General features: G+C 62.2%; 15 protein-coding genes. 7 read left to right on the forward strand and 8 right to left on the reverse strand.

Translation table 11 applies throughout. The features are described 5' to 3' along the window. Positions 1–28 precede the first annotated feature (28 nt). Positions 29–1,495, reverse strand: coding sequence for an NAD-dependent succinate-semialdehyde dehydrogenase (locus FFT87_RS03200; protein ID WP_219949924.1), 1,467 nt, complete (start codon positions 1,493–1,495; stop codon positions 29–31). A gap of 120 nt (positions 1,496–1,615) precedes the next feature. Beyond that, complete coding sequence (gene gabT / locus FFT87_RS03205) at positions 1,616–2,977, reverse strand: 4-aminobutyrate--2-oxoglutarate transaminase (protein ID WP_219949925.1); 1,362 nt, start codon at positions 2,975–2,977, stop codon at positions 1,616–1,618. Positions 2,978–3,121: 144 nt separating this feature from the next. Between gabT and FFT87_RS03210 the strand changes: the two genes are divergently transcribed. Further along, positions 3,122–4,723, forward strand: coding sequence for a PucR family transcriptional regulator (locus FFT87_RS03210; protein WP_219949926.1), 1,602 nt, complete (start codon positions 3,122–3,124; stop codon positions 4,721–4,723). A 117-nt stretch (positions 4,724–4,840) separates the two neighbouring features. Continuing rightward, positions 4,841–6,205 carry an NAD-dependent succinate-semialdehyde dehydrogenase gene (locus tag FFT87_RS03215; RefSeq protein WP_219949927.1) on the forward strand — a complete coding sequence of 455 codons (1,365 nt, stop codon included), beginning with the start codon at positions 4,841–4,843 and terminating at the stop codon, positions 6,203–6,205. Positions 6,206–6,249: 44 nt separating this feature from the next. On the opposite strand, the gene FFT87_RS03220 is transcribed toward FFT87_RS03215, so the two are convergent. From FFT87_RS03220 to FFT87_RS03230, 3 genes are all read right to left on the reverse strand, one after another. After that, a complete protein-coding gene (locus FFT87_RS03220; RefSeq protein WP_219949928.1) occupies positions 6,250–7,917 on the reverse strand; it encodes a lipopolysaccharide assembly protein LapB in 1,668 nt (555 codons plus the stop codon). 77 nt (positions 7,918–7,994) lie between these two features. After that, positions 7,995–10,799: a lipopolysaccharide assembly protein LapB gene (locus FFT87_RS03225; protein ID WP_219949929.1), complete on the reverse strand. Its 2,805-nt coding sequence runs from the start codon at positions 10,797–10,799 to the stop codon at positions 7,995–7,997. Then, on the reverse strand, positions 10,796–12,655 hold the full coding sequence (locus FFT87_RS03230; RefSeq protein ID WP_219949930.1) for an HSP90 family protein: 1,860 nt from the start codon (positions 12,653–12,655) through the stop codon (positions 10,796–10,798). The genes FFT87_RS03225 and FFT87_RS03230 overlap by 4 nt, the downstream gene beginning before the upstream one ends. Before the next feature lie 119 nt (positions 12,656–12,774). On the opposite strand from FFT87_RS03230, the gene FFT87_RS03235 reads away from it, so the two are divergent. Then, complete coding sequence (locus FFT87_RS03235) at positions 12,775–14,937, forward strand: ATP-dependent Clp protease ATP-binding subunit (protein ID WP_219949931.1); 2,163 nt, start codon at positions 12,775–12,777, stop codon at positions 14,935–14,937. A gap of 28 nt (positions 14,938–14,965) precedes the next feature. Here FFT87_RS03235 and FFT87_RS03240 read toward each other — a convergent pair whose 3' ends face one another. Beyond that, positions 14,966–15,802, reverse strand: coding sequence for an exodeoxyribonuclease III (locus FFT87_RS03240; protein ID WP_219949932.1), 837 nt, complete (start codon positions 15,800–15,802; stop codon positions 14,966–14,968). A gap of 71 nt (positions 15,803–15,873) precedes the next feature. On the opposite strand from FFT87_RS03240, the gene FFT87_RS03245 reads away from it, so the two are divergent. The 3 genes from FFT87_RS03245 to FFT87_RS03255 are packed head-to-tail and all read left to right on the forward strand — an operon-like array spanning position 15,874 to position 17,831. After that, positions 15,874–16,035: a hypothetical protein gene (locus FFT87_RS03245; RefSeq protein ID WP_219949933.1), complete on the forward strand. Its 162-nt coding sequence runs from the start codon at positions 15,874–15,876 to the stop codon at positions 16,033–16,035. Between the two features lie 30 nt (positions 16,036–16,065). Next, on the forward strand, positions 16,066–16,617 hold the full coding sequence (gene pyrE, locus FFT87_RS03250) for an orotate phosphoribosyltransferase (protein WP_219949934.1): 552 nt from the start codon (positions 16,066–16,068) through the stop codon (positions 16,615–16,617). Next, complete coding sequence (locus FFT87_RS03255; protein WP_219949935.1) at positions 16,614–17,831, forward strand: septum formation family protein; 1,218 nt, start codon at positions 16,614–16,616, stop codon at positions 17,829–17,831. The genes pyrE and FFT87_RS03255 overlap by 4 nt, the downstream gene beginning before the upstream one ends. A gap of 51 nt (positions 17,832–17,882) precedes the next feature. On the opposite strand, the gene FFT87_RS03260 is transcribed toward FFT87_RS03255, so the two are convergent. Next, the gene (locus FFT87_RS03260) at positions 17,883–18,659 is read right to left on the reverse strand and encodes an HAD-IIA family hydrolase (protein ID WP_219949936.1); all 777 of its coding nucleotides are present in this window, start codon (positions 18,657–18,659) and stop codon (positions 17,883–17,885) included. Beyond that, on the reverse strand, positions 18,656–19,516 hold the full coding sequence (locus FFT87_RS03265; RefSeq protein WP_219949938.1) for a site-specific DNA-methyltransferase: 861 nt from the start codon (positions 19,514–19,516) through the stop codon (positions 18,656–18,658). Before FFT87_RS03265 ends, FFT87_RS03260 begins: the two co-directional genes overlap by 4 nt. Positions 19,517–19,746: 230 nt before the next feature. Here FFT87_RS03265 and FFT87_RS03270 point away from each other — a divergent pair, with 230 nt between their 5' ends. Further along, on the forward strand, positions 19,747–21,108 hold the full coding sequence (locus tag FFT87_RS03270; protein WP_219949939.1) for a hypothetical protein: 1,362 nt from the start codon (positions 19,747–19,749) through the stop codon (positions 21,106–21,108). Positions 21,109–21,120 lie beyond the last annotated feature (12 nt).

The raw sequence follows: 21,120 nt of genomic DNA on the forward strand, positions 1-21,120 counted from the left end.
AGATGCATTGACGGGATACAATCGCACATTAGCTGTGGGGAACGAGCGTGTACTTAGTAGAGAGGTACTCGTGGATGCCTTCCGAGCCGCCTTCGCGACCGATGCCGGACTGCTTGACTCCGCCGAAGGGGGCGGCTGCGTTGGAAAGTACGCCAACGTTGAGACCCATCATTCCGGTGTCGAGAGCATCGATCATCCGGTTTCCGCGGGCAAGGCTTTCGGTGAACACATACGAGACGAGACCATATTCGGTGTCGTTCGCGAGGCGTACACCTTCGGCTTCGTCGGTGAACTCAACGATCGAGACAACCGGGCCGAAGATTTCTTCGCGCAGGATGTCGCTGTCGGCGGGAACGCTTGACACGATCGTGGGCTCATAGAAGCTTCCATCGCCCTCGACGCGCTTGCCGCCGGCGACAAGTGTCGCGCCGCGCTTGACGGCATCCTGAACCAACTCGTCTGCCTTGTCGACAGCCTTGTCATTGATGAGCGGGCCGATGGTGACGCCGTCTTCGGTGCCGCGACCGATCTTCATATCGGCGACACGGGCGGCAATCTTGTCGGCGAACTCAGCCGCAACCGAGCTGTGCACGATGAAGCGGTTGGCGGCGGTGCAGGCCTGGCCGATGTTGCGGAACTTGGCCGCAATCGCGCCGTCTACAGCCTTGTCGAGGTCAGCGTCTTCGAAGACAACGAACGGGGCGTTGCCGCCGAGTTCCATCGACGTGCGCAGAACGTTTTCGGAGGCTTGCTTGATGAGGGCTTTGCCGACCGGGGTGGAGCCGGTGAACGAGAGCTTGCGCAGGCGAGAGTCGGCAATGATCGGCTCCGACACTTCGGACGAGCTCGACGTCGTCACCACGTTGAGCACGCCGGCGGGAAGGCCAGCTTCTACGAAGAGCTTCGCGAGGAACAGAGTGCTGAGGGGCGTGAGCGCTGCGGGCTTCACGACGACCGTGCATCCAGCCGCCAACGCGGGCGCAATCTTGCGCGTCGCCATCGCGAGCGGGAAGTTCCACGGCGTAATGAGGAAGCTTGGCCCGACCGGGCGCTGCGACACGATCATGCGACCGGTGCCCTCAGGCGTGTTGCCGAAACGGCCCGAAATGCGCACGGCCTCTTCGCTGAACCAGCGCAAGAACTCGCCGCCGTAGGTGACTTCACCGTTGGCCTCGGCGAGCGGCTTGCCCATCTCGAGCGTCATCAGCAGGGCGATGTCGTCGCGGTGCTTCTGCACGAGGTCGAAGGTGCGACGCAGAATCTCGCCACGTTCCCGGGCGGGCGTTGCGGCCCAGGCGTCCTGAGCGGCGACCGCAGCGTCGAGTGCGCGCATGCCATCCTCTGCCGAAGCATCCGCAATAGTGCGGATGACCTTGCCGGTAGCGGGGTCGGTCACGTCGAGCGTCTTGCTGCCTGTTGCGGCAACCCACTCGCCGCCGATGAACAACTGGTTCGGCACTGCTTCAAGAAGCTGGGTTTCGGTGGAGTTCGTCATACGGTGTGCACCTTTCGTGGTGGGGAAATCTGCAAGTCAGTCAAACAGCGCTAGCTGAACTTCGGCTTGGCGCTGCGTGGGCGGGCACTGAACGCGCGCTCAGTGCGCGCTGGCCGCGAGTTAGGCCTTGGCGAGTGCGTCGCGAACGACGTCGAGGCCGTCGGCAATCAGTTCATCAGAGATCGAAAGCGGCGGGAGGAAGCGGATGACGTTGCCATAGGTTCCGCAGGTCAGCACGACAACACCGGCGGCGTGCGCTGCAGCCGCAACCTTCGACGTGAGGGCAGCGTCGGGCTCTTTCGTGGTGGGGTCGACGAGTTCCATGGCGATCATGGCGCCACGGCCACGAACATCACCGATGCGGGGGTCGCCGGCGCGGAGTCCGTTGAGGCGGCCACGGAAAATGGTTCCGATTTCGCGGGCACGCTCGACGGCGCCCGACTCTTCGAAGGTGCGGATCGTGGCGAGTGCTGCGGCGCAGGCGATGGGGTTTCCACCGTAGGTTCCACCGAGTCCGCCGACGTGAGCGGCATCCATGACATCGGCGCGGCCGGTGACAGCCGAAAGCGGGAGGCCGCCGGCGATGCCCTTCGCGGTCACCATGATGTCGGGAACGAGGTCTTCGTGGTTCGAGGCGAACAAGTCTCCGGTGCGGGCGAAGCCGGTCTGCACTTCGTCAGCGATGAAGATCACGTTGTTGGCGGTGGCCCATTCGCTGAGGGCTGGCAGGAATCCGGGGGCTGGCTCGATGAAGCCACCTTCGCCCTGGATGGGCTCGATGATGATCGCGGCGAGGTTGCTGGCGCCGACCTGCTTTTCGATCTGCAGGATGGCGCGGGCTGCGGCATCCTCACCACTGATTCCGCCATCGCGGAAGGGGTACGACATGGGGGCACGGTAAAGCTCTGACGCGAAGGGGCCAAAGCCGCTCTTGTACGGCATCGACTTGGCGGTGAGGCCCATCGTGAGGTTGGTGCGGCCGTGGTACGCGTGGTCGAAAGCCACAACAGCCTGCTTGCCGGTGAAGTAGCGGGCGATCTTGATCGCGTTCTCGACCGCTTCGGCGCCCGAGTTGAAGAGCGCAGTGCGCTTCTCGTGCGTGCCGGGGGTGATCTCGTTGAGCTTCTCAGCGACCTCGATGTAGCTCTCGTAGCCGTTGATCATGAAGCAGGTGTGGGTGAACTGGGCAACCTGAGCGGTGACGGCTTCGACAACGGCGGGGGCCGAGTTGCCGACGCCGGTCACGGCGATGCCGGAACCGAAGTCGATGAGGGTGTTGCCGTCAACGTCGCGAACAACGCCGCCGCCGGCAGCTTCGATGAAGACGGGAAGAGTGATGCCGATGGCTGCAGCGACGGACTGTTTCTTGCGCTCGAGCAGCTCGAGCGAGCGGGGTCCGGGGATCGCGGTGACGAGGTCGCGCTTCTGCGGAAGCGAGGGGCCGCCAACCGGGGCCGTAGGGGCGAGTGTGGAAGTAGTCATGGCCACCGATCCAATCTGTGGAGAAAAAGGGTGTTCTCCGAAGAGAACGTTTGGTTCAACCTAGTTCGCGGATGCTCGGCGCAACAGACACAGAGTGGCAATATTTGCAGCAATAGCTGACAGAATGGCAGCAGGAGGATTGCCATGCCCACACCCCTCACCGACGTGATCGCGACCGAGCGTCTCGCCCTGCGCCCGCTCACCGCCGCCGACACCTTCGAGCGCACCGTCACGTGGGTGCATAACTCCGATCTCGACGATCCAACGCCCTTCGTCACCGAGGGCCAATTGCTACTCACGACCGGGCGCCAATTCGTCGACACTGCCGACCCGGATGCCGTGCCCGACTTCGATTCCTACGTCGCCAGACTCGTCAGCGCCGGCGTCGCGGCGATCGGTTTCGGCACCGAAGTGATCACCCACGGAGTGCCCGCCGGCCTCGTCGCCGCGTGTTCCGCCGCCGGACTTCCGCTCTTCGAAGTGCCGTACCGCATCCCGTTCATCGCCATCAGCCGCCTCGTCGCCGACAACGAAGCCGAGCAAGCGCGCGCCGGCTTCGACCGCGCCCTCGCCGCCCAAAACGACATCGCCAGCGCCGCCGTCGGCAAAGGCCGTCTGCCCGCCGCAGCTGCCCGCGCCGCCGAGCACCTCGACTGTGGCGTGTGGATCTTCGACGCCGACGGCGAGCTCGTGAGCGACAGGTCCGAACCTCAGCGCGGCGGAAAAAGCAGCGTGAAGGCGGCGCGCGCGACTGCCGATCGCGCGACTGCCAGCCCAGCGGCCGCCAGCCGAACCGTGGATGCCGCCCCCGCCATCCGCCGCTCGGTCACGACTCTGCTGGGTCGGGCTCGTCGCGCGCGCGTCGTTGAGCAGTTGTCTGGCGAACACCGCGTGGTGCAAACTCTGGGCCCGAGCGGACGCTTGTGCGGGGCCATCGCGTGGTCGCGCGACACCGAATTTGGGGCACTCGACAATTCGGTGATGACGGTGTTGGCGGCGCTCGCGGAGGTGTCGCTCGAGCAGACCGAGAATTTGCGGGTGGGCCATCGGGCGATTTTGGAGCAGTTGTTTCAGCTGTTGAAGGATGGTCGGGTCGACAGTGTGCGGCGGGCGGTGCGGGTGGCGGGCATCGATTTGCCGGCGGAACGTTTTGCGGTAGCGGCGCTGGAGTTGAGTCAGACCACGGCGAGTGTTCGCGATGTACTCGAGCGTCGGGCAGCCCGCGCCGAGAGCACGTTCTTTGCGGTCGCCGACGGTCGGCACTTGCTGGTGCTGATCGATGCGAGCCAGCTGCGAGCCGAGAAACGATTCTTTGCCGCCAACGAACTCACCGTCGGGCTGTCGGCGGTGCTCGGCTGGAGCGAATTGACCGTCGCGATCACCCAAGCGGTGCGCTCGCTCGAAGCAGCGCCGGCCGCTGCGATCACCGAATTCGACAGCCTCGTCGGCGAGAGCTTTTTCGGTCTGCTGGCGTCGAGTTCGGTGGCCGATATTGCTCACGCTCGCCTCGCTAGCGTCATCGAATCTGCCGACGGGCTCGCGCTGCTGCGGGCCGCGCAAGTGTGGCTGCGGCACAACGGTCAGTGGGATCCGGCGGCACGGGAGTTGGGCATCCACCGGCACGGTCTCAAGTCGCGGATGCAGCGGCTCGCCGACCTCACCAATCTGAACCTTGACACCTTCCAGGGCCGCGCCGAATTGTGGGCGATGTTGGCCGCGATTGACCTGGGCGATGCGGGCTCGTAGCGCCGCCAAAAACCACCGCCCGAAAAATGTAACTTCCAACTTTCAGGTTTTCGCATGTAGCCTACGAACGAATCTCGGCGGCGTCGCCGGTCATTTTCGAGCAGCGAGGAGCCTCTCATGAAGACCTTCCAATTGATCAATCCCTACACTGGCGAAGAGGGCACAGCGCACCCCGCTGCCACCGACGAAATGATCGAGCAGATCGTCGCCGCCGCGCACTCCGAATACAACGGGGGAATGAACCGTGATCAGGTAAAAGAGCGTGCCGCGATCGTCACTCGCATCGCGGATTTGCTCGCCGAACGTGCCGCCGAATTTGGCGAGATTATCGTTCGCGAAATGGGCAAGCCGCTCGCTCAAGCTGTAGGAGAAGTTGAGTTCTCGGCCGACATTTTTCGCTACTTCGCCGACAACGCTGAAGCGTTCCTCGCCGACGAGCAAATCCCGGCCGGCGCTGGCACAGCATGGATCCGCAAGAGCCCCATCGGCCCCATCTTGGGCATCATGCCGTGGAACTTTCCGATCTACCAAATCGCCCGTTTCGCTGGCCCAAGCATCGTGCTCGGCAACCCCGTTTTGGTGAAGCCAGCCCAGCAGTGCCCCGAGTCGTCCGCCATGCTTGAAGCGCTCATTCACGAAGCCGGTTTGCCGGTAGGCGGCTACCAAAATGTGCTCGCCGACAATGATCAAATCGCGAAGCTTGTTGAAGACCCCCGCATCCAAGGAATCTCCCTCACGGGCTCCGAGCGTGCCGGTGCAATCGTCGGTGCCGCCGCCGGTGCCAACCTCAAGAAGAGCGTGCTCGAATTGGGCGGTTCAGACCCGTTCATCCTGATGTCGACTGACGACATGGATGCCACGGTGGAGGCAGCAGTTGCGGCTCGCATCGACAACAACGGCCAGGCCTGCAACGGAGCCAAGCGTTTCGTCATCATCGACTCGCTTTACGAAGAATTCGCGGAAAAGTTCAGTGCAGCGATGGGTGCCATCACGGTCGGTGACCCCATGGAAGAGAGCACCGAGCTCGGCCCGCTCTGCTCGGTGGATGCCGCCAAGAACTTGGAAGAACAGGTTGCCGAAGCAGTCGCTGCTGGCGCCACTCTGCGGGTCGGAACCGGCAAGCGCGATGGCACCAAGTTTGCCCCAGCAGTGCTCGAGAACATCAGCCCGGAGAACCCCGCCTACACGGTGGAGTTCTTCGGTCCGGTTGCCCAGCTGCACCGCGTGGCCAGCGAAGAAGAGGCCATCGAGCTGGCTAACGCCACGCCGTTCGGTCTTGGTTCGTACGTCTTCACGACGGATGCCGCCCAAGCTGACCGCATCGCTGATGGCATCGACGCTGGCATGGTCTACATCAACGAGGTTGGCGCGGATGCTCCCGAGCTGCCATTCGGTGGAGTCAAGAACTCCGGCACCGGTCGCGAGCTTGGTTCGCACGGCATCGACGAGTTCATGAACCGCAAGCTGGTCAAGCGCCCGTAGCGTCGGGGGTTTCGCGCTCTGGGCTTCTCGCTTGGCGCGCTGAGCTACGGCTGCGTGTTTCCCGCGAGGGTGCGCGCGGCCGTAGCTCGTCGCTTCTGTCCTAGAGCCTCATAGGATTCTGCGAGTTCACGGTTCGCGCCCTGCCGAATCTCGCCATCGTCGCGAGCGTTGCGCACGACGGCGCGCAGGAGCTTCACCGCGTCCTTGTGGCGGCCTTGCCCAGCGAGAAGCCGCGCAGCGAACCGTTCGGTCATCACGGCGGATCGTGGGTCGTTGGCGGCGCGGAAGGCGTTGGCGGCTTTCTCGGCCGTAGCGATTGCGTCGCTGGCGTTGCCGAGGATCGACTGCGCGCGGGCTCTGGTCGCGAGCGCACTGGCCCAGAACCACGGTGCCTGATCCCGAAGGGTTACAGCGGCTAGCTCGTCAAGGGTTTCGAGGGCTTGTGAGTCTCCGGCGTTGGCCTGGGCCAACGCGAGATCTTGCATGACGTCAACGAAGAGTTGCGGGTTGCTCGGCGACTCTCGCAGCGTCGAAGCTGCGTTCTGTAGGTGGACGCAGGCAAGCGGAAACTGCCCGCGGGCAGCATGGATTTCGGCGGTGTCTTTATTGACGCGGGCGGAGCCTTCACGATCCGGAGACTGATCGTAGAGCGAAATCGCCATCTGCCACACGTTGAGGGCAGCGTCAGGCTGCTCGGTGGCGGAGAACGAGTGCCCCATCCATTCGAGAGTCTCTGCGCGTTGCTCTGTCGGTGCACCGATGGTTGTCTCGTGGTTATAGATCGCGCCAAGCAACTCGATAGATTCGGCATGTTCGCCGACCACCAGCAGAGTGCTTGCCAGAGCCTTGCGCGCTACCGTGTCGTCTACTCCACACTGCTGGGCCAGAGCGGCGGACGCACGAAACCGGTCAATGGCGGCGGAGTGATCGCGCGCATCCACAGCCATGCGCCCCGCTAAGAGCGTTGCCTCATACAGCAACTCAGGAAGCCCAATCGCGCCATAGAGGTAGGCAGCTCTATCGGCAGCGTGCGCCGCTTCGACTGGCTGCCGCATTCCGCTCAGGGCTTTGGCGTGAAGCGTGTGCGCCTGGGCAAAAGCGGTGCGGTTGCGTGCCGTTTCGAGAAGCGTTTCGCAGAATTGGATGGCGCTTTCCGCATCGCCATGGTGGAGAGCGATTTCGGCGAGATAGCGAGTGCCCAAGAACTGAAGCGAGCCTCGATCCTCGACCATATTGGCGAGAAGGTAGGCGACGCCGGCGAGCGAGTGAATTCGCTCGAGATCAGGGTTCTCTTGGCGAGCGAGCACTTCGGCGAAAGCGAGATTGACCTGAGCCTGCATGCGGGGCGGGAGGTCCTCCGCGTTAAGCAGTTCACGTTCGAGCGCTGCGATGTCGTACTGCTCACGGCGGCCAAAGAGTGCCAAGCCAGCACGCGCTTGGCCTGCTGCTTCGAGGGGCTTATTGAGTTCGAGGAGAAGAGCGTGACGTTCGAGCGCGACTCGTTCTGCGGCATCGATGTCGCCAACCTGAATTGCGCAGACGATGATGACCCGCAGCGCATCCAAACGAGCTGCTCCGGTGGTGGTCGATGACGCCCGAATCGCGGCCTCAAGCGCGGAAGAAAAGCTCGAAGCGGCCGCCAATTCTTCGGCGCGCAACAACCACTTTTCGCCCTCGGTTGGCGCGTCTAGCTCGGAGACATCGAAATCCATCCTGAAATTATCTCAGGCAGGGCACCTCGTGCGCGCCCCGTCTTAACGGGGCAAAACTGTGGAGGATGCCCCGATCGCTAGCCCAATTCTTCGGCGAGAGCACGGGCGGCCGCGGCATCTGAAGTGCGGCCGAGCTTATCGAGGCTCTCCGCGAGATCGAAGGCGGTGAGAGCGCGAAGGCGGTCATGGTCAGCAACCTGCTCCATTACCGACTGCAGCACGGCAACCGCTTCGTCATGGCGGTTTTCTCCGGCGAGCACCGCGGCCACGAAACGTTCGCAATTCGCACCCGCAATGGGGTCTCCGGCTGAGCGGTATTCATCAGATGCCGTGAGCGCGAGAGCGACAGCTTCCTTGGGCTTGCCGAGGCTGGCAAGCGCTCGTGCTTTGGAATCCGTGACATCGGCGTGTAGCCAGTCGGCACCGTGTTCGGTGGCGAGGGCGAGCACTTCATCGAGGGCGATCAGCCCGTCGGCGTTGCCCGCTTCGGCGTGCGCCCGCCCCGCTTGGTGCAGTACGCGCACGAGCAGGTTGAGGTTTTCGGGCGTCGCGCGCGCGTGGGTCACGGCCGTCGCGAGCAAGCTCGCTGCCGTCTCGTGGTCGTTGTATTGGGCGTGCAGGCTCGCACTATCGGCGAGGGCGCGGGCAGCGCTCTGAGTGTCGTCGGATTCGAGGTACAGCTCGACCGCTTGTTCCCAGCTGCCTGCCGCAGAACCGGGCTCGTCGGCGGCGAGATAGCCGTGACCGAGCCAGTAGAGGGTCTCGCCCCGACTGCCGGGAGCGGCGCCGGCGGTGGTTTCTTCGTCATAGAGCTTCGCGAGAATATCGATCCCGTCGGAGGCTTCATCGCCGCGCACGAGAGCCCGACCGAGGGCGTACCGCACGCCAACGGTGTCGATCTCGAGGCGTTCGGCATAGCGAATCGCCAGGCGGAAACGGCTGGCCGCATCCGCGAACTGCTCCGCTTCGTCATAGAGGCGCCCGGCGAGAACGGTGGTGTCGTGAAGGGGGCCGGCGGCGCCGATCGCGTTGGCGATCGCAGCGGCAGCATCCGCATGCGCAGCGCCCTCCGCGAACTGTTCTGCACTGCCCTGGATGCGGGCACGCAAGACGTGCGCTTGCGCGAGAACTCCGCGGTTGCTGATGAGTTCCTCGAGAGCGCTGAGATATCCCAGCGCGGCATCGATATCGCCAGTGCTTGCGGCGAGATCAGCCAGATAGCGCAGAGCACTCGCCCGAGCTCGAGTGGAGTCGCCCGCCGTCGCATGCTCAAGTGCACTCGAGGCGAGCGCCGTGACGGCAGCAAGATCAGGCTCGTCAGCGCGTAGCAGCACCCCCAGCAGCGAAAGCTCGATGTCAGCCACTTGGGCCGGAGCGAGTTCGTTCGATACCTGCACCGCAACGCTCAACGCGTTCAGATCATCGTCGCTCGCGCGGCCATACAGCGACAATCCCAACAGCTCTTCGAGGGAGGCCTGAGCATCATCGTCGTGCTCGCGCAGTAACGGGATGCGCTCCGCCAGCGCCTTCTCGGCGGCCGCAAGATCGCCGGTAACCACCAGCGTCGCGATCAACGCCGCCAGGGCAGCCGAACGATCCGCGCCCTCTGCCAGATCCGCGGCCCGTTGAGCTGCGGGCAGCGCGGTAGGAAGCCAGCCGATCGCCAACAGTTCCTTGGCGCGCTGCAGCCAGCCGGCGGCATCCGTCGGGTCAGTGTCGGCGGGAGTCACGAGGCCCAGTGTTTCGCTCGACAGGCTCAACGGGTAGTGCTCGTTGGCCAGCGCCTGAGCCTTCTGGATGCGTTCAACCCGGTAGCTATTGCCGGCGCGAGTGTCGAACTGGTCGCCAGTGCGGCGCGCAGCAGTCCAGGCGGCGGCAGCAAGTTCTTTGGCCGTCCATGCGCTCTCGTGTTCTCCGAAGAGTCCGGCGAATTCGCGGGCTTCGGCGCCGCGTACGGTCTGTTCGCCGAAACCGGCGGCGGTCACGGCATCGAGCAGCACTCCGGCGGCGACAAGGCCAGCGAACTGGCCGTCGGCGTTGAGCTGGTCGTGCACAAACCACGAGAGGTGGCGTTCGAGCATGGCGAGGCCGCGCGCTTCGTTGCCGGTGACGGCGCAGAAGATGAGGTGGTTGGCGATGATGCCCAGGTTGTCGGCATTGTCGCGGGCGAGGGCATAGCTGCGAAAGTGGGCGGCGCGAGCGTCGTCGAGACGTCCGGCGCGAAGGTAGGGCAGCAGTGCCCGCGAGAGTGCATTCTCGGGCTCATCACCGCACTGAAAATTGCCAGCGACCAGCTCATCCACGAGAACAATCGCTTCGTCGTCTCGGCCAAGCTCAGCCAAGAATCCGGCTCCGTCGCTGCGTACGCAGGCGTCGCAATGGCTGTAATCGTCGCGGGGCGTGATGGCGAGAGTCGCGCGCAACTGTTCAGCGCGCTCCAGGTCGCCGAGCGCCCACGCCGTGGAGAACTGCGAATTGAGAACACCGCTCTGGCCAAGCCCTCCGGCGCGGTAGTGCTGTTCCATGTCCGCGAGCGCCGCATCGATATCCGCGGTGTCAAAGATCGGTGATGCGGCGAGCGTGCTCGCGATCCACTTGAATTGCCACATGAGTCCGGCGCCATCATGGCCAATCTCATCCGGAAAGCGCACGGGATCTTCGTCATGCTTCGCCAGACACCACGCGAACGACGACAGGAGCGTTTCGGTGTCACCCGTCATGTTGGCGGATGCCGTGAGCCGTACTCGAGCGCGATACTCCAGCTCTTCGTCACCGATGTCAATCGCCAGCGCAATCGCCTCGTCGATGCGAGCGCGTTCTTCTGCCCCAAAAGCCATGGTGTCGATTTCGCTGAACAGTTCGTGGATGCGGGCAACGCTCATAGGGAGGAACTTTCTGGGAGGCTGTCGCCGAGTGTGACACTCATGGCGATGAGATCGGACAGGGAGTTGGTCATCATGGCGCGGTCGCGAACAGTCAACGGGCGTTGGCTTGTGAGAAGTGCTTGCACGTAGAGCAATTGGATGGTGCGGGAGAATACGGCATCGTCGTTGAGGGTGGACAGGGTGCGAACAACGGCGTTGTTCCAGTTGAGGCAGAGGCGGGCGAGGGCTGTGCTGCGGCCATCGCTGGCGACACGTTCCTCGGCGAAGGCATCCATTTTGCCGAGCACGTTCTTCCAGAGGCCAGGCTTGCTCACTTCGCGTGCGGAGCGGCGGTCGATAGAGCGCAACACTTCGGGGTCGGCCAAGTAGAGCCCGGTGACGTTCACATCGGGCATGCTGCGCACGATCACCGCGCAGTCGGCATCGGCGAGAACGGCGCTGGCGCGATCCTCGAGACGCGCCACCGCGGTGCGGGCGTCGAGCGGAGGCACAGCGAGAAAGTCGAGCTCGTCGAGAACACTGACGCGCTCGACAGTGAGGCCATCGACGATCGTGGGCAGCATCCGGGCAATCTCGGTGTCATAGATGTAACCACCGTTGATCACGGGCCGGTCAGCGCTCGCGATGCTCGCAATCTGGCGGAACTCATCGACGGACTCCGTGTAGCGCAACCGGCTGTGGTCGCGAATGAGGCTCTCAATCGTCAGGCGCCCGAGCGTGGTTTCTACGCTCAGCCACGGCGTAATGAACTTCGCGAGCTCCTCGTCGTGAATCACCAACGACTTTAAGGCGAGCGAATGGATGTGCACAAAGTCACTGAGCTGGCCCGGATTGCGAGCAGCAAGCTCCAACACCCACTGCCGCAGCGTCGTGCCGAGAGCCGCACGCGTGTGCTCGAGGATGTCGTCGTCGACGAGCGATTCGCGGCTCGCGGTCGGCGTGAGCGCCGTGCTGTTGAGCACCACGCGCACGAAGAACGCCCAGTCGGGCAGCAGTGCATCCACGTTTTCGCTCAGCAGCATGCGGCCGAGGTAGACACGGTTCGCTTGGCGCGCTCCCGGCGGCGGCGAACTCGGCAGCACATACGCGACGCCCGTGGTGCTGGTGCCGGGCACGCTCAGCGGGATGGCGGCAAAGGGGTCAACGCCGAGCAGTTCCCTGCCGTAGGTAAGCAGGTCGGATGCCGTGGCCGAGTGAGCGTCGAGAAACGGCGCCGCGTGTGTGACGGTCTCAACTCCGCCACCCGGCAGATCGACGCGAACGTCGACCGGCAGAAACTCGGCGAAGGTTCTCGCGAGCGAGAGAACCGTCGGAGTGCTGAGCAGCTCGTGCTGATCGAAGCGCGGCTTGAGCGAGACGGTAGTGCCGATGGGGATGTCACCCTCCAGCTCGCGCACGCTGAACGTTCCGTCGCTATTGCCGATCCACTCGACCGGGGCTGAGCCGCGAGCGGAGCGTGACTGAATCACAATCTGGTCGGCCACCATGAAACAGCTCAGTAATCCGATGCCGAACTGACCGAGGTAGTCGCTGCGGGGAAGATCAAAAATGTCGCGCTTCGAGGAGCGTCCGACGGTCGAAAGAAGCTCGGTCATTTCGTCGGCGGTGAGCCCAATGCCGTCATCCTGAAACCGAAAAGTGTCGTTGTTGGCGCTGAGAGGGGTGATGCGGATGCCGCGGCTCGCGTCTGCACCCTCAAGCTCAGCTCGAGCGGCGAGGGCGTCGCGCCCGTTCTGCAGTAACTCACGCAGGTATACCCGAGGGCTGGAGTAAATGTGTTTGCTCAGGAGGTCGACCACCCCGGTGAGGTTCACTTGAAAAGAGTGGAGATCGTCTCGGGAGTCGGCGTTCACTCTAAAAGTCTCTCACTTGATGAGGATTGTCTGCGAGCCTGCCGCCTTCACCTAGCCATGAGCGCTCTCGCCGGGGTAAACTTGAGTCGTCTTAACTCAACTTTTGTGGAGGGTTTGCAATGGCAAACATGCAAGGTGCCCCTGGTACTGACGAAGAGCAAGAAAGTGCTCTCGACAAGTACGGCGTGAATCTCACCGAGATCGCGCGCAGCGGCAAGCTCGACCCCGTAATCGGCCGTGACGCCGAAATTCGCCGCGTCAGCCAAGTGCTCACCCGGCGAACCAAAAACAACCCGGTGCTTATTGGCGAGCCAGGCGTTGGAAAGACGGCAGTCGTAGAAGGCCTTGCTCAGCGAATCATCGCAGGCGACGTCGCCGACTCCCTCAAAGGCAAGCAACTCATCTCGCTCGACCTCGCAGCTCTCGTTGCCGGAGCCAAGTACCGCGGTGAATTTGAAGAACGCCTCAAGGCAGTTCTCAAAGAGATCAAAGAGTCTGACGGTGAAGTGATCACCTTCATCGACGAACTTCACACCCTGATGGGTGCAGGCGGCGGCGAAGGGTCAGTCGCGGCCTCCAACATGCTCAAGCCCATGCTTGCCCGTGGTGAACTCCGGCTCATCGGGGCAACCACTCTCGACGAATACCGTCAGTACATCGAGAAAGATGCCGCCCTCGAACGACGCTTTCAGCAAGTGTTCGTTGGCGAGCCATCCGTCGAAGACACCGTCGCCATCTTGCGCGGTCTCAAAGAGCGTTACGAAGCTCACCACAAGGTCGCCATCGCCGACTCTGCGCTTGTCGCCGCAGCGACGCTAAGCAACCGTTACATCTCCGGTCGCAAACTGCCAGACAAAGCAATCGACCTTATTGACGAAGCCGCGAGCCATCTCAAGATGGAAATCGATTCGTCACCCGTTGAGATCGACCAACTCAAGCGTGCGGTCGATCGACTGCGCATCGAAGAGCTTGCTCTCAAAAAAGAAAAAGACGACGCCTCGAAAGCTCGCTTGGCGAAGCTGCGCGAAGACCTCGTCGTTCAAGAGAAGCAGCTCAACGAACTCGAAGCACGTTGGAAGATCGAAAAAGCCAGCCTCACCGGTGTCGGAGACCTCAAGACGCGCCTCAACGATGCGCGAATCGAACTCGACCGCGCCATGCGCGACGGCGAGTACCAAAAAGCTTCCAAGCTCAACTACGAGACGATCCCCGCGATCGTCGACGCCATTACGACAGCCGAAAGCAACGAACCGACCGGCCCCCGCATGGTCAACGATCAGGTAACCGAAGAAGACATCGCCGCCGTCGTTGCTGCCTGGACGGGCATTCCCGTCGACCGTCTCACCGAGGGCGAAACCGAAAAGCTGTTGCACCTCGAAGCAGAACTTGGCAAGCGCCTGATCGGGCAGCGAGAAGCTGTGCAGGCCGTCTCCGAAGCGGTGCGCCGCACGCGTGCCGGCATCTCCGACCCCGACCGTCCGACCGGGTCATTCCTGTTCCTCGGCCCCACCGGTGTCGGAAAGACTGAGCTCGCCAAGGCCCTCGCGCAATACCTCTTCAACGACGAGAAAGCTCTCGTTCGTATCGACATGAGCGAGTACGGCGAGAAGTTCTCCGTCTCGCGCCTCGTCGGTGCCCCTCCCGGCTACATCGGGTTTGAGCAGGGCGGTCAACTGACCGAGGCTGTGCGCCGTCGTCCCTATTCGGTGATCCTGCTTGACGAGGTCGAGAAGGCTCACCCTGAGGTCTTCGACATTCTTCTGCAGGTGCTCGATGACGGCCGGCTCACAGACGGTCAGGGTCGCACTGTCGACTTCCGCAACGTCATCCTGATTCTCACCAGCAACCTGGGCAGCCAGTTCATCACTGAACAAGCACTGCCGTGGGAAGCCCGCAAGGAAGCCGTGAACGACCTCGTTCGCAAGTCGTTCAAGCCCGAGTTCATCAACCGGCTCGACGACATCGTGGTGTTCCAGCCGCTCTCCACCGATGACTTGAGCCAGATCGTTGAGCTCGATATCGATCGCCTTGGCAAGCGATTGACTGACCGTCGACTGCACTTGGCCGTGACCCCGGATGCTCGCACCTGGCTGTCTGAGCGTGGTTACGACCCGATCTACGGTGCACGACCGCTGCGCCGGCTCATGCAGCGCGAGATCGATGACCGGCTAGCGAAGGCTCTCCTCGCGGGCGACATCCGTGATGGAGACACCGTGCTCGTGGCGCTCGCCTCGGACGGTGACGGCCTCGTTGTGACCCGCATGCAGCCTGAAGCTGGCTAGAGGCGCGGCTGGCTAGGGGTGCGGCTGGCTAGAGGAACATCGGCCGATCGTCATCGTGCTCGGTATCGATCGCCAGATCGACAACGACAGGCACGTGGTCACTCGGGCCGTCACCCTTGCGTTCTTCCCGGTGAATGGATGCTTCGGTGACGAGTTCGTCGAACGCTGGCGATCCCATGATGAAGTCGATGCGCAGGCCCTCATTGCGGGGAAAGCGTAGACGTTGGTAATCCCAGTAGGTGTAGCCCTCGACTCCGCGGCTGCGTAAGGCATCGATGAGGCCAGCGGTTTCAAAGGCGCGGAAGGCGGCACGTTCGGCATCGCTCACGTGGGTCTTGCCTTCGAATGCCGCCATGTCCCAGACATCGATGTCGAAGGGGGCAATGTTGAAGTCCCCCATCAACGCGAGAGGCTGCTCGGGGTTGTCGCTTAGCCACTGAGTGGTCTGAGTCGCAAGATTCGCGAGCCACTCCAGCTTGTATGGGTAGTGCGGGTTGTCGAGCTCGCGGCCGTTGGGAACATACAGGCTCCACAAGCGCGTGCCTTCGACAGTGACTCCGAGCGCGCGGGCCTCGATGGGAACAGTGCCGTCATCAAGGGGCTTGCCGAAACCGGGTTGGGTGTCGAAACCAACCGTCACTTCTTCCATCGGGAGGCGGCTCGCGAACGCAACCCCATTCCATTGGCTCAGACCATGGAGCTCGACTTCGTAGCCCGCTTCAGTGAAGGCCTCCATCGGAAATTGCTCAGGCTTGCACTTGATCTCCTGCATGGCCAGAACGTCAATGTCTTCGCGAAGCATCCAGTCGACAACGCGAGCTACTCGGGTTCTGATGGAGTTCACGTTCCAGGTGGCAATGCGCATACCCCAACGGTAATAGGTCTACCCCCGGATTGGGCGACGACAGCGGCCGCTCCGCGATCTACAGTCAGAGTATGTTGCAGCAACCTGCCCTCCACGACGAGTCTGAGGTGACGGCAGAGGCAGACCGGCTCGATGAGATCGATCGGCGTAACGCCGCAATTGCGTCAATTCTGGGCGCCGCTGGCGTGGTAATTCCGGGGATTCTCCTGATCTTGGCCGATACCGCCTTTTAGCGCTCCGCATCGGATGGGTATTCTGTACTCGTGACCGACGCCAAGCAACAGCTCATTGACTACATTTCCGCCGACGCCGTTTTCCACGGAGACTTCACGCTGACCAGCGGCAAGCAGGCGAGCTACTACGTCGATTTGCGTCGCGTGAGCCTCGACCATCGTGTCGCTCCGCTCATCGGGCAAGTGATGCTCGACCTGATCGCCGATATTCCTGACATCGCCGCTGTGGGTGGGATGACGATGGGCGCTGATCCTGTGGCCGCCGCGATCTTGCACCAGGGTGCCGCGCGCGGCGCAAGCTATGACGCTTTCGTTGTTCGCAAGGAGCCCAAGGATCACGGCCGCGGTCGTCAAGTCGAAGGCCCCGAACTTGAGGGCAAACGCGTGATCGTTCTTGAAGACACGTCGACGACGGGCGGATCGCCACTCGCCGCAATCGAAGCTTTAGAGAAGGTCGGCGCAATCATCGCTGGCGTCGCCGTCGTGGTTGACCGCGATACTGGTGCGAAAGAGCGCATTGAGGCCGCAGGGTACCCCTACTTCTCGGCAATCGGGCTTGGTGATCTGGGGCTGACTTCATGACTTCTGGTGATGACGCGTCCGGCGCCGGAGATGAGCAGCAGCCGAGTGAGCCGGCGTTCAAGTGGGGCCTAAACCCCAACGAGCCCTCAGCTGAGGTGCCCGGTCTTCTCAAGCTGCCACCCGAGGATGCCGAATCGGCGGAGGCCGAACGCCCTGCTTCGCCGGAGCAGCCTGAGCTTATTGAGCCCCCGGCGCCTGACGCCCGCGCTGAGGCCTCACAATCCGTCGCGACTGACCAACCCGTCGCGACTGATCAGCCAGCCACAGAGGCACTCACCGTCGCTGACCTGCCCACCGGGCTCATGAACATCGCCGATATGCCGACCGGCGCGTTAGAAATCAGCGATCTGCCAACCGCAGCCATCAACGCCGTAGATCTGCCGACCGCCGCGATGGACATGCCCACCCGTCGCGAGCTGCGGATGCCCGCCGCCGTCGACTCGGAGCTTGAAGGTGCGACAGAGATTCTTGGCGCGCATCCTGTGTCTGCTGCTAGTCCAGAAGACGAGGCTGTGGAGCACGATGCCGTCGGCTCGCTATTCGGCGATGAGCAGTTTGTTGAGTACGAGGAGCCGGCGCGCGGGGCGCTTGTTCCGACCGGAATTTCCCGACCGCGTGAAACCCCGGGACCTCGCGCGCCGATTCCGCGCGGTCAGCTCATCGCGATCTCTATCGCGGCTGGTCTCGTTGCCGCGCTCGCACTTGCGGCGCTCTTCTTGGCGGGAACACGAATCGGAGAGTCAGCGCCCTCGGCCGTTGTTGCAACGCCAATCCCCACGGAGACTGCCGCCCCCGAACCCACAGTCGGACCGCTCACCGCGGGAACGTACCAATGGAACGAACTCTTGGGAGGCGAGTGCCTCGAACCGTTCGATTCCGCGTGGCTCGATGAGTACACCGTTGTCGATTGCGCCCAACCGCACGCCGCACAGCTGCTCACCCGCGGGAAGTTCGACGATGCGGTCTCAGAGCCGTACCCCGGTGCTGAAGAGCTCACCTCCCGCACGGCTGGATTGTGTTCGGCAGACACCGTTATCAACTTTGCTGTTGCCACCTCGGTAGCTGATCTTGAGGTGTTGGCAAGTTTCGCGCCCACCGCCGAGGACTGGGATGGTGGACAACGCGACTACTACTGCTTCGCAACTCGGAGTGGCGATGACGCCCTCGTCGAGTCCATCGCACAACCTCAGGCGACGGCGACGGAAACCGAATAGTTCCCGCGTTGCTACCTGCCCACACTGGTTCAATCGGCTAGCGCGATAGTTCTACTTCTTGAGTAGGTCAGCCACGCTGTCGAGCACTTCGTGCGGGCGGAAGGGGTAGCGAGCGATCTCTTTCTGATCGCTAATTCCCGTCAGCACGAGCACCGTGTGAAGCCCAGCCTCGATGCCAGCGACGATGTCGGTGTCCATGCGGTCACCGATCATTCCCGTTGTCTCGCTGTGAGCGCCAATTTTATTGAGCGCGGATCGGAACATCATGGGATTCGGCTTGCCGACGATGTACGGTTCGCGGCCGGTCGCTTTGGTAATGAGGGCTGCGACTGCACCCGTTGCGGGCATGGGGCCGTCGGCGCTGGGCCCCGTGGCATCCGGGTTGGTCGCAATGAAGCGGCTGCCGTTACCGATGAGACGGATGGCTTTCGTGATCGCCTCGAACGAGTAGTTGCGGGTTTCCCCGATCACTACGTAGTCCGGGTTTGTTTCGGTCATGATGAAGCCGGCTTCGTGGAGAGCAGTGGTGATGCCCGCTTCTCCGATAACGAACGCGCTGCCGCCCGGGATTTGCTCTTTCATGAAATCTGCGGTCGCGAGGGCCGAAGTCCAGATGGCGGATTCCGGTACGTCGAGGCCGGAGGCTTTGAGGCGAGCGCTCAGATCACGCGGCGTGAAAATTGAGTTGTTGGTGAGCACCAAGTAGGGCTTACCTTCGTCACGCCACTGCTGCAGCAATTCCGCAGCACCAGGTACAGGGTGGTTTTCGTGAACTAGCACACCGTCCATGTCGGTGAGCCAGCATTCGATTTCGGCGTGATCTCTCATGCGCTCATGTTAGCGAATACGGTCTCAGTTGAGAGACGCGTGGTGATGATGTCGATCGCGGCGGGGTTTTGTTCGACGAGCATGACCCGTCGTTTCAGGGATTGCGCGACGGCGCCGGTAGTGCCGCTGCCGGCGAAGAAGTCGAGCACCCAATCTCCTGGTTGGCTGGATGCTTGGATAATGCGACGCAGGATGCCTACGGGCTTCTGGGTGGCATAACCTGTCTTCTCCTTGCCGGTAGGAGAGACGATCGTGTGCCACCAGACATCCGTTGGCAGCTTTCCTCGTGCAGCTTTCTCTGGCGTAACTAGCCCTGGCGCCATATAGGGCTCGCGATCGACTTCTTCATTATTGAAGTAATAGTTCTTAGGGTTCTTCACATAGACAAGAATCGTGTCGTGCTTGGAAGGCCACTTTTTGGTCGCACGGGCGCCATAGTCGTAGGCCCAGATGATCTCGTTGAGAAAACTCTCTCGGCCAAACAGCGCATCGAGCGCAACCTTGGCGTAGTGGACTTCGCGATAGTCGAGGTGCAGGTAGAGGGTGCCGCGATCATCGAGCAGTCGCCACGCCTCCTGCAGCCGAGGTTCGAGAAACTCCCAATAGTCAGCAAATCTGTCGTCGTAGGAGTAGAGAACACCTTTGATCGTGTCGTAGGTGTTTCCGCCAAAGCCGACGCGCGCGCCCTCGGCTGAACGTTTCGTTGCTATCGCTTGTCGTGATTGCGTACGCCCGGTGTTGAATGGCGGATCGATGTAGATCAGTCGGAAGCTCTCATCGGGCAGGGCAGCGATCACGGGAAGATTGTCGCCGTGCACTACGAGATCAGGGCCGTCGGGTTGCCAAGGCGTTTGCATTGTCTGAGATTAACAGCCCAGCCGGGGGTGCGCGGCGTGCCTGCCGCAGGAACTCAAACATGAGATCAATCCAGCACTTACTGGGGGTACGAATACCTAACGATTCGCGCGAACGTCTCAAAAAACTTCAACTTCCGGTTTATGGTTGTAAACGACTAGCTCACCCGAAGGGCAAATCGACGACGATGCGTTGAACCGCAAAGTTGCCAGATAACCCGGGGGAGAAAGCTGTGCAGAACGAGAACGCTCAATCTGAGCGACCGCCGCGCCGAGCGCGATTTTCGTTGATGCGGGCGATTGCTACCGCGGTAACTTTTGGCCTTCTCGTCACGGGAATCACTGTTATCCCCAACGTTCCGGCTGAAGCCGCCGTAGTGCAGTGGGGCACCAACGCTGGCACGTCTCCGAACTACCAGACCACCGTCAACGGTGACTTCGTGATGGCCGGTAACGGCGTTCTTGAGTGTCTGGGTGCCTACTTCAACGGTATTGGCAACTGTACAGATCTGCACTCTGCGTCAGGCGGCAACAGCAGCACAGCCAACGACAATTTTTATTTGCAGAACTCGAATACAGTCTCGGGATTCACGACGAACTCAAGCTCCGCCAACATAACGATCCCCGCCGGTGCTTCGGTTAACAAAGCTTTTCTGAGCTGGAGTGCCAACACCGGAACGTACACCGGCAGCGGTCAAGACACGTGCACCGTCCCTAACTCGGGCCGCGGCACAGCAACCCTGCCTGCAGGATCCGCTACCGGGTACCGCACCCAGCCAGCGAAAATCAAGGTGGGAGCAGCGGGCGCCGTCACGTCTGTTGCACCTGCCAGCGTGCTCGAAGACCCCACGGGAACCACCTCGGCGCTCTACTACAGCGCAAGTGCTGATGTCACGAGCGCCTTTGCCGGTGCCGCAACCGGAACGCCGCTTACAGTCTCTGCTGGCGATATCTGGACCCCGCAGGGCGCTGGTTGTTACGCCGGCTGGAGCCTTACCGTCGTCTATGACTACGGCATCTACATTCCCAGCAACCTCGACTCGGCACCTCACCGCATCATCTTCTACGAGGGTCACGTGCGCATGACCGCAGCTGAGGCGCCCCTCACTGTTGCTTTCAACGGATTCAGCGCTGTGGCGGCCGGAACGCGCGCTGGCTACACACTGTTCGAGGGCGACCGAGTCATTCAGGGTGATAAAGCTGAGTACTCGCGCGGTGGCGGCAATTTCTCGCAAATATCAAATAGCGCCGGAAATACAAACAACATCGGTATCGGCAGAGGAGAGGGCTCTGTGCGCTACACAGCCTTTACTGACACCGGACCCTTTACTAACCAGAGTGTGGATGTTGCGACCACCGATTTGCCGAATGTTCAAGCCGGAGACAGCTCTGTTAATCTCCGGATGAGCACAAGCGGTGACTCGTATTTGCTGCGCAACGTCATCCTGTCGGTGCCGAGTGCGGGAATCAACATCTCTAAGACTTTTAACGGCACCCTCGATCAGCAATCACGCACGGCAACCGAAGTCGCAACCTTCACTGTCACGGTGACGAACTCCGGCGTCGGAACTCTGCAAAAACATCACTATTGCTGACGACCAAACGAA

Source organism: Salinibacterium sp. M195 (genome assembly GCF_019443965.1).
In the GTDB taxonomy this organism is placed as follows: Bacteria; Actinomycetota; Actinomycetes; order Actinomycetales; family Microbacteriaceae; genus Rhodoglobus.